The sequence below is a fragment of the Actinomyces sp. ICM47 genome (assembly GCF_000278725.1).
Classification (GTDB): domain Bacteria; phylum Actinomycetota; class Actinomycetes; order Actinomycetales; family Actinomycetaceae; genus Pauljensenia.
The window spans coordinates 1-8,319 of sequence record NZ_ALCA01000048.1 but is presented as its reverse complement, the minus strand read 5'-3'; the positions used below and the strand labels follow the sequence as shown (position 1 = coordinate 8,319).

General features: G+C 62.6%; 5 protein-coding genes and 1 pseudogene. 4 read left to right on the top strand and 2 right to left on the bottom strand.

Going from position 1 to position 8,319, the window contains the following annotated elements; genetic code table 11:
- The 3 genes and pseudogenes from HMPREF1136_RS11165 to mcrC all read left to right on the top strand — a co-directional run.
- Positions 1-254, top strand: a pseudogene (locus HMPREF1136_RS11165) (VapC toxin family PIN domain ribonuclease); the annotation flags it as partial.
- A 168-nt stretch (positions 255-422) separates the two neighbouring features.
- Positions 423-1,814 (top strand): AAA family ATPase, encoded by a 1,392-nt coding sequence (locus tag HMPREF1136_RS03240; protein ID WP_009647898.1) that lies wholly within the window; start codon positions 423-425, stop codon positions 1,812-1,814.
- Positions 1,781-2,866 carry a 5-methylcytosine-specific restriction endonuclease system specificity protein McrC gene (mcrC, locus tag HMPREF1136_RS03235; RefSeq protein ID WP_083836213.1) on the top strand — a complete coding sequence of 362 codons (1,086 nt, stop codon included), beginning with the start codon at positions 1,781-1,783 and terminating at the stop codon, positions 2,864-2,866. The genes HMPREF1136_RS03240 and mcrC overlap by 34 nt, the downstream gene beginning before the upstream one ends.
- On the opposite strand, the gene HMPREF1136_RS03230 is transcribed toward mcrC, so the two are convergent.
- Positions 2,838-4,040: a DNA recombination protein RmuC gene (locus HMPREF1136_RS03230; protein WP_009647899.1), complete on the bottom strand. Its 1,203-nt coding sequence runs from the start codon at positions 4,038-4,040 to the stop codon at positions 2,838-2,840. The genes mcrC and HMPREF1136_RS03230 overlap by 29 nt on opposite strands.
- A 240-nt stretch (positions 4,041-4,280) precedes the next feature.
- Positions 4,281-4,649: a hypothetical protein gene (locus HMPREF1136_RS03225; RefSeq protein ID WP_034504675.1), complete on the bottom strand. Its 369-nt coding sequence runs from the start codon at positions 4,647-4,649 to the stop codon at positions 4,281-4,283.
- A gap of 295 nt (positions 4,650-4,944) precedes the next feature.
- Here HMPREF1136_RS03225 and HMPREF1136_RS03220 point away from each other — a divergent pair, with 295 nt between their 5' ends.
- Positions 4,945-7,872 carry an AAA domain-containing protein gene (locus tag HMPREF1136_RS03220; RefSeq protein ID WP_009647897.1) on the top strand — a complete coding sequence of 976 codons (2,928 nt, stop codon included), beginning with the start codon at positions 4,945-4,947 and terminating at the stop codon, positions 7,870-7,872.
- Positions 7,873-8,319 lie beyond the last annotated feature (447 nt).

Sequence of the window (8,319 nt, the reverse complement as noted above, 5' to 3'; positions counted from 1 at the left end):
CTCGCGTTGGGGAATCTCAAGAACCGCTCGATCTTTTTGAAAGCGCTTGAGCGCCTCATGATCGTTCGCAACGTCGACGACCAAGGCGTGCGGCATCTTGTTGAGGAGCGGCACCTATGGGGCAGGGGCCTCAGTGCTGTTGATGTGGCACTTCTGGCGAGTGCTGTCGTAACCCCGGCGTGTCGCTATGGACGCGCGATAAGCGCCTGCGTCAGGCAGTGCGCGACGTGGGTGTGTTGGCGGACTTCGTGTGAGGCAGGAGAACTCTGACGAGGTAGTGACCGGGTCGCGTGAGGGCGTGGCCCGGCTTTGCTGTCGGTTGAGTGCGAGTGTGAATCGTGTCGCCGATCACCTGAGTGGTAGTATGTGGCCATGATGACAAATAGCCAGTACTCATGGCTGTGGTTCTCAAGGAGGTAACAATGCAGGGAGCAGCTCTCGGGGATGACGGCGTTCAGACCGTGCGCTACTGGCTCTACGCGCCCGGTGAGGACGCGTCCATGTGGGAAGAGTTCTACGAGCGTGGCGTCATGGGGCTTGGCTCGGCTGCTCTCGGTGATTTGTCCGTGTACACCAGCAAGCAAGAAGTGAGGGAGCGGATGCTTGAGGTCTACCCTGACTACGGACGACAGACGAATGACATTCTTGCTGCGTGGCAGTTCACGAAGGAGATGAAGCCGGGCGACATCATTTTCGCTAAACGAGGCACCAAGGAGATCATCGGGCGTGGCATCGTCACTGGAGAATACTTTTACGATAGCGATGGTGACAGATTCCCCCACCTTCGTCATGTGAGATGGACCGGAAAAGGTTGCTGGAGCCTAGACAAGCCGTTTGCGCGAAAGACGCTCACGGAGGTTAGCGACTACACAGATTTCGTGGGCGGGGTTGAAGCACTCTTTGAGGAGAGCACGGAGGCAGCTGAGAGTGTTGTGCCATCGGAGCCTTTAACCGAGTATTCCGCCCGGCACTTCCTCGACGAGGTCTTCATGGACGAGGGACGCTACGGCGCGACCGTGGGCGTCCTGCGCGCCAAGAAGAACATTATCTTGCAGGGTGCGCCCGGCGTGGGCAAGACGTTCGCGGCCAAGCGCCTCGCCTATTCGATGATGGGCGTCAAGGACGCCTCGCGCGTCATGCTGGTCCAGTTTCACCAGAGCTACTCCTACGAGGACTTCATCGAGGGATACCGCCCCTCTGGTGAAGGCTTCGAGCTGGTGAAGGGTGCCTTCTACTCCTTCTGCAAGAAGGCCGCCGACGACGAGGAGAACGACTACTTTTTCATCATCGACGAGATTAACCGAGGAAACCTCTCCAAGATCTTCGGTGAGCTGTTCATGCTCATTGAGAGCGATAAACGCGGGCCGAAAAACAAGCTCCAGCTGCTCTACTCCCGCGAACTCTTCTACGTGCCCCGCAACGTGTACATCATCGGCATGATGAACACGGCGGACCGCAGCCTCGCGATGCTCGACTACGCGCTGCGTCGACGCTTCGCCTTCGTGGAGTTGCGTCCCGCCTTCGACTCTGATGGCTTTTGCGCCTACCGCGCCGGGCTCGGGCACACTCTGTTCGAGGCATTGGTCCGTGAGGTGGAATCCCTTAATCGCGCGATCATCAAGGATGAGTCGCTCGGTGAGGGATTCTGCATCGGACACAGCTACTTCTGCAACATGGACGCCGACACCTGCACCGACGCAGCCCTGGCCTCGATCGTGGAGTACGAACTCATCCCGATGCTCAAGGAATACTGGTTCGACGAACCCGGCAAGATCCGCGAGTGGAGCGACAGGCTGCGCAGGTCGCTGCGGTGATTCGCGTCCGCAACATCTTCCATATGCTCGCCTACGCCTTCTCGGCGCTCACCGAGCAAGGCTACCGCGCCGTGGCCACGGAGGACTTCGACAACGCGGCCGAGCTGTGCGCCGCCATTCTCGAGCGAGGCGTGTCCCTCCAGCTCAAACGAGGCCTCGGGCAGGAATACGTGAACCGGACCGAGGCACGCTCCTCGCTGCGCGGCAAAATCGAGGTCACCGAATCCGTGAAATCGCAGGCGATCTGGCGCCGCCAGCTGGTGTGCTCCTACGACGAGTTCAGCGTCGATACGACGATGAACCGCGTCATCAAGGCGACGGTGGCGCTGCTCGTGCGCTCGGACATCTCGAAGGCTCGCAAGAAGAGCCTGAAGAAGCTCATGGTGTTCTTTGCCGACGTGAGCGATATCGACCTGCACACCGTCGACTGGAACATGCGCTACGACCGTAACAACCGCACGTACCGTATGCTCATGGCGGTGTGTTGGCTCGTCGTCAAGGGCCTCCTCCAAACCCAGAGCGACGGCAGCGTGCGCATGATGGATTTCTTCGACGAACAGCGCATGAGCCGCCTCTACGAGAAGTTCATCCTCGAGTACTACCGCAAGAAACACCCGCAGCTGCGCGCCAGCGCGTCCTTCATCGACTGGGCGCTGGACGATGGTTTCGCGGTCGGCCTGCCCGCCATGCGCAGCGACATCACCCTGAGCGCTTGCGGCCGCGTGCTCATCATCGACGCGAAGTATTACACCTCCACGATGCAAACGTACTATGAAAAAAAGACCGTAAAGTCGGGGAACCTGTACCAGATCTTCGCGTACGTGAAGAACAAGCAAGTGGCCCTCGAGCGCGCGGGGGAGAGCGTTGAGGTGTCGGGCATGCTCCTGTACGCCGCGACCGACGAGGACATCCAGCCCGACGCCACCTACCGCATGAGCGGCAACCGAATCGGCGCGACGACGCTGGACCTGGATCGTCCCTTCGAGGAGATCCGCGCGCAGTTGGACGGCATCGCCGAATCGCTTACTGGTCCGTCAACTCCGGCTTCGTGAAGGAGCGGACCTGGGCAGCGTCCGATTCTATCTCAGGGGCTGTCATGGTCTTCTTCGACGCTGCCTCGAGGGCGCTCACGGAGCGCGCCCGGGACAAGAGCCGGTTCTCCATGGAGGAGACAGCCTTGTTGTAGTAGTCCACGCTGCGCGCCAAGCTCTTGCCCAGGTTCTCCATGTGGCTCGCGACGACGCCGAGCCGCTCGTACAGGTCGCGGCCCAGCGCGATGATCTGGTCCGCTTGCTCGTTGATGTTCGTGCGTGCCCACGCGGTCGCGCACGTGCGCGCAACCGCGAGCAGCGTGACGGGGGAGCACAGGGCCACCCCGCGTGCCATCGCGTCGTCCAGGAGCGATGCGTCCGCGCGCAGCGCCGCCGACAGCGCAGCCTCGGAGGGGACGAACAGGATGACCAGCTCGGGGGAAGAGCCGAGCAGACGCGCATAGTCGCGCGACGCCAACGCCTCGACGTGAGAACGCAGGGCCTTCGCGTGCGCCGCCAACTCCGAGCAGCGGCGGGCCTCCGCCATCTCACCGCTCTCCTCGATGCCGCAGGCCCTCAGGTACGCGTCCATCGGAGCCTTCGCGTCGAGTGCCAGGAAACCCTGTCCAGGCAGGTGAATCGTTACGTCGGGACGCCCGCGCTCACCCGATGCACTCTCCGCGCCCAGGCCTCGTCCCTGAGTGAGCGAACCAACCGAGCGCTGCTCCGCGAAGTCGACGTGCGGCATCATCCCCGCTGCCTCGAGGATGCGGGCCAGCTCGACCTCGCCCCACGTGCCGCGCGCACTGCGCGAGCGTAGCGCGCCCTCCAGGGAGGCGGTCGTGCGGGCCAGCTCGACCTCGCGCTGGGCGGACTCGCGCAGCTGCTCGGCGAGGGCGCCGTGCTGGCGCGCCCGCGTCTGTTCCATCTGATCGACGCGCTGCGTCATTTGCTCAAGCTGGGCGCGAACCGGGGCGAGCGCCTGCAGGACAGAGGCGTCGCCCTGGGAGCGAGCCTCGGCGGATTCGACGCGACGCGAGAGTTCCTCCGCGCGCGCCTGCCACCGGGCGACCTGCGCGCGCAAGGCGACCACATCATCGCCCGGCTGTGACGCCCGGCGCGCCACCGCCCCCACGTACCCGAGCAGAGCGCCCACAACCAGTCCAACCAGGAGAAAAACAAGTGACATACCCATAACGGCACGATACGAAGGGCCATGCACGTCTGCGTCCACAGAATCTATAACAAGGGACCCCCACCATAGTGGTGGGGGTCCCTGAGATGCCAGACTAAGCCTGGTGTATAAACCCATAGATGCGGATCTGTGGCCTCTTGTAGGAGGGGCATGATCGCGCTATGAAACGTGTGTTCCCGTTAGGTCGATACCTCGTCAGCTTGAAGTCGTCATTAGTCGTCCATGGGGGTGAATCCTGGCTCACGCTCGCGATGAAATCGCCTTGCCATGTCGCGTGTGCTGGGCGTCGATCCATTTGTTCGGACTCTCTAAATGGACGTGAATGTGGATGTGGTTTGTTTCCTGGTTGAGTCCGAGGTACTGGCTGAGAGGCACGGTGAGCGGAGGCAGTGAGCTTCGTGAGTTGTTGGGGGACAGCAGCAGAGGTGCGTGGTTAGGAGTGTAGAAAACTAGGGTTTGCTTCTCGATCCTGACGTCTTCACATGTGTTGCTCTCGGCGCGGAACCTGTCGGCAAACCACAAGCTCAGGTCTGATGCGCAGTTGACGGCAAATGGGATCAGGTGGAGTGCCAGGAATAGGAAGTCCGTAAAAAATTGTTCATCAATCATAAGTTTTCCTTTCGTATGTCGAGATTGTTTTCTTTTCCTCTTGGATGAGGATGTTTCGTGTCGCTAATGCTAGCGGAATACGGTCGCCTTTGTCAACCAGGATCGTTTACGTTTACTCTTTGACGTAGATCCTAGTACCCATGTCAAATGGAGTCAAATCGATGTGGGTGACAGAGCATTGCTCGCGGAGTGAGCATCCCATGTCTGTCCGCAGAGCTCCAACACAGGCCGCCACCAATCGACCCCGCGTCCAACCAGTCGCCTATCCTGGGTGTAAGACTCATGGGGGAGGGGTATGGAAGCCGTCGATCCGCGCACGATGCATGTCCTGATTCGCGATAAGGACGCGCCGAACTGGCAGGACCACACCTGGAAAGTCGCGAAGGTGCGCCCCGACGGGAATCGCGTCGTCGTTACCTACACTAACGGCAAACAGTATCCATACGGCGAGGATCGGGTACGCCTCTACGATCAGGTTGAGCGCCGCAAGGTCGACACCCTCGATGAGATCCGGGTGTGCGGGCAGCGCTGGAACAACGTCGAGATCATCTGGACGCTCCGCCGCGCGGGCCACCCGCGCAATCCGCGCTACACGCTGGCGTACCGCAAAGCTGACGGCACGCTCGCGCTTCGGCGCTATGGAAGCGACGAGGTGAGGGCGTCGTTCGCGACGCCGGAGCAACGCAAGAACGCCTCCATCCTCGACTACGTACGCGAGGAAGTCCGCGCGCAGGCTCGACGGGCTGGTGCGACGCTGGACACGAGCGAGCGCTATCCCCGGTGGGTGGGCGAGGGCGCGTTGACACCGGCGGCCATTCTCGCGAACGTCTGGGAGCGGCTCCCGCAAGCGCCGCGAGGCTCCGCCCTCGAAGCGTTCCTCGCAGGCTCGACGTCCGCGACGACGGGGGCGAGTGACCATCTCATCATGCCCTTCCACTCCAACATCGATCAGCGCAACGCGATTCGCGCCGCGCTCACCCACCAGATCTCGATCATCGATGGCCCTCCCGGCACGGGGAAGACGCAGACGATCCTCAACCTGATCGCCTCCCTCATCGCCCAGGGCAAGACCATCGGTGTCGTCGCGGGTGCCAACTCCGCGGTGGATAACGTCATCGACAAGCTGACGGAGGAAGGCTACGGCTTCCTGGTGGCCAGCCTCGGAAAAGCGGAGCGCGTCAAGGAATTTCACCAGCGTGAGGGGATTCTCGAGCAGCGGCGCGAGGCCTGGGCCAAGAAGGCGTCCACCGCCTCGTCGGGTGCATCCGCCCGTGCTAACGAGGCCGCGCTGCGGGCTGAGGAGGGGCGACTCGTCGCCCTGTGGGAGGACGCGCGCGACATCCCGCAGATCCGGGCACGGCTGACCGCGACCCAGCGTGAGCGCTTCCTCTTCGAAGAGAAAGTGAAGGAAAAACGCCGCCCGCTCGCGGAAATTTCGCATCTAGCCGTCGTACGGCGCAGCTCCGAGACCATCGCTGACCTGCTTGCCCTCGCCCGCTGCGCGCCGAGGCCTGGGCGCAGCCCTCGGGGCTTCATTGAGCGGGTGCGCCGCTACTTCGCCTACGGATCGTTGAAGGGCATTGACCTGGAGGACCCGGATGTCCAGTCGGCGCTTCAACTCGCTTTCTATCAGACCCGCGAACGCGAACTCAGCCGCCGCATCGAGGAAGCGGAGGCGCGCGCGGCCAGCCACGGCCTCGTCGAGGTGAGTGCGCAGTACCGTCGCCGTTCCCGCGAGGCTTTGGACGCCGCCCTCCGGGACCGTTTCGAGCGCGAACACCCGAGCCGTCTGAGCCCCAATCAGTGGCTCAACCGGCAGACGGACATCCTCCTGCGCACCTACCCGGTGATCGCATCCACCTGCTTTTCGATCCGTCACAACCTGGCCGAGGACACCCTGCTCGACTGGATCATCATCGACGAATCGTCGCAGGTCCTGCTCCCAGAGGGAATGGCAGCGCTGAGTAAGGCTCGCAACGCCGTCATCGTTGGCGACGCGCGGCAGATCGGGCCGATCTTCCAGGGCTGGGACGACAGCAAACGGCAACCGCCCGCGAAACGATTTGATGTGCGCTCGGTATCGCTGCTCGATTCCGTCAAGGCTATGACCGAATCTGAACAAGTTCCCAGCACCCTGCTCAAGGAACACTACCGCTGCCACCCCGCGATCATCGAATTCTGCAACCGCATGTACTACGGCGGTCAGCTCATCCCGATGCGCGTACCGACGGAGGACGCCCCCGATCCGCTCGCGATCGTCTACGCCGCACCGGGAAACCACGCGCGGCGGCCTGCGCGCGGGGGAAGCTTCTTCTCCCAGAGGGAGATCGAGATTATCGCCCAGCTCGAAGACATGCGGGTCATCCGCGAGGGCATCGAGGCGAATGATAAGGACGAGTCCGGCGACTTCATCCTCGGCGTTGTGACCCCGTTCCGGGCGCAAGCAACCGGCCTGCGCCAGCGTATCCGCGCGGACCTCGGCGAAGGCCAGCACGCCCGATGGCTGGCGGAGACCGCGCACAAATTCCAGGGGCGCGGCGCGGGAACGGTGGTCCTATCCACGGTCCTCAACGCGCACGACCGGGCCGCCGCGCGCGAGTTCTACGACTCTGACGCCATGACGAACGTCATCGTGTCGCGCGCCAAAGACCGGTTCATCGTCGTCACCACGCACGGAGGCGTCCGCCTGAGCCGAAACATTAGGACACTGCTCGATTACATCGAAATGTACGATCCAAGCGCCGTCGTCCAGTCGGACATCGTCTCCATTTTCGATGTCCTCTATAACGCCTACAGCGCGTCGCTCGAACGTTACTCGCGCGTCAAGTGGGCCGACCGTCGGCGCTCGCCCGCCGAAAACATCGCCGACCAATGCTTGCGCGAGGCGCTCGCGGAACCCAGGTACGCTCGCTTCGGCTATCAGACCGAAGTATTCCTCAGGGACGCGCTGCCGAACACGCGTCGCCTCAGTGAGGAACAGCGTGCCTTCGTGTTCACGGATAGCGCCCTCGACTTCGGGGTGTACTCGCGGGTGACCGGGCGCCTGGTCCTCGCCATCGAGGTCGACGGCTGGCAGTATCACGGCAACAGCGAGCAACAGCAGCAGCGCGACGCGCGCAAAGACTCGATCATGGCCGCGTACGGCGTTCCCGTCCTGCGCTTGCCGACGAACGGCTCGGGGGAGGAGCGCCTCATCCGAGAGGCACTCGACAAGCTGCTTTGATCGGTGGTCGGCACCCCGGTGATCGGTGGTCGGCACCCGGTGATCGGTGATCACTGTCCGGTTGGTGGGATGTGTGACAGCTGTGTTCGCTGTCCTGTGGTTCTCCTGCATTCGCGTTTGACGAGGTCGGGGCGGGGTTGTGTGGCGGCGCGCGCGTGGGGTGGGAGAACACATCATGGTGGTTACTGGGCATTCTTAGTGTTTTGTGTTGGTTCTGGGCGTAGCCTGTGTTCTTAACAGGGCGCGTTTCCGATGGTGGGGGTGCGCTGGAGGATAGCTACCTCATCGTGGAGGTTGAGAGAACATGATGGTTCCACCGTTGTCCGAGCGGCCCGTGACTGAGGAGGACGAGGAGCAGTTCCGGCGAGAATCCATGCCGCGCACGTACACGCTGCGTCAGCGGTGGGCCGACTATCGAGCCGAGGCGAGAGCCAACCGGCCCAAGGG

Excerpts from the sequence above, each read along its gene's own strand:
- HMPREF1136_RS03230 (WP_009647899.1), bottom strand. The coding sequence starts at position 4,040 with ATGGGTATGTCACTTGTTTTTCTCCTGGTTGGACTGGTTGTGGGCGCT.
- HMPREF1136_RS03240 (WP_009647898.1), top strand. The coding sequence starts at position 423 with ATGCAGGGAGCAGCTCTCGGGGATGACGGCGTTCAGACCGTGCGCTAC.
- HMPREF1136_RS03225 (WP_034504675.1), bottom strand. The coding sequence starts at position 4,649 with ATGATTGATGAACAATTTTTTACGGACTTCCTATTCCTGGCACTCCAC.
- HMPREF1136_RS03220 (WP_009647897.1), top strand. The coding sequence starts at position 4,945 with ATGGAAGCCGTCGATCCGCGCACGATGCATGTCCTGATTCGCGATAAG.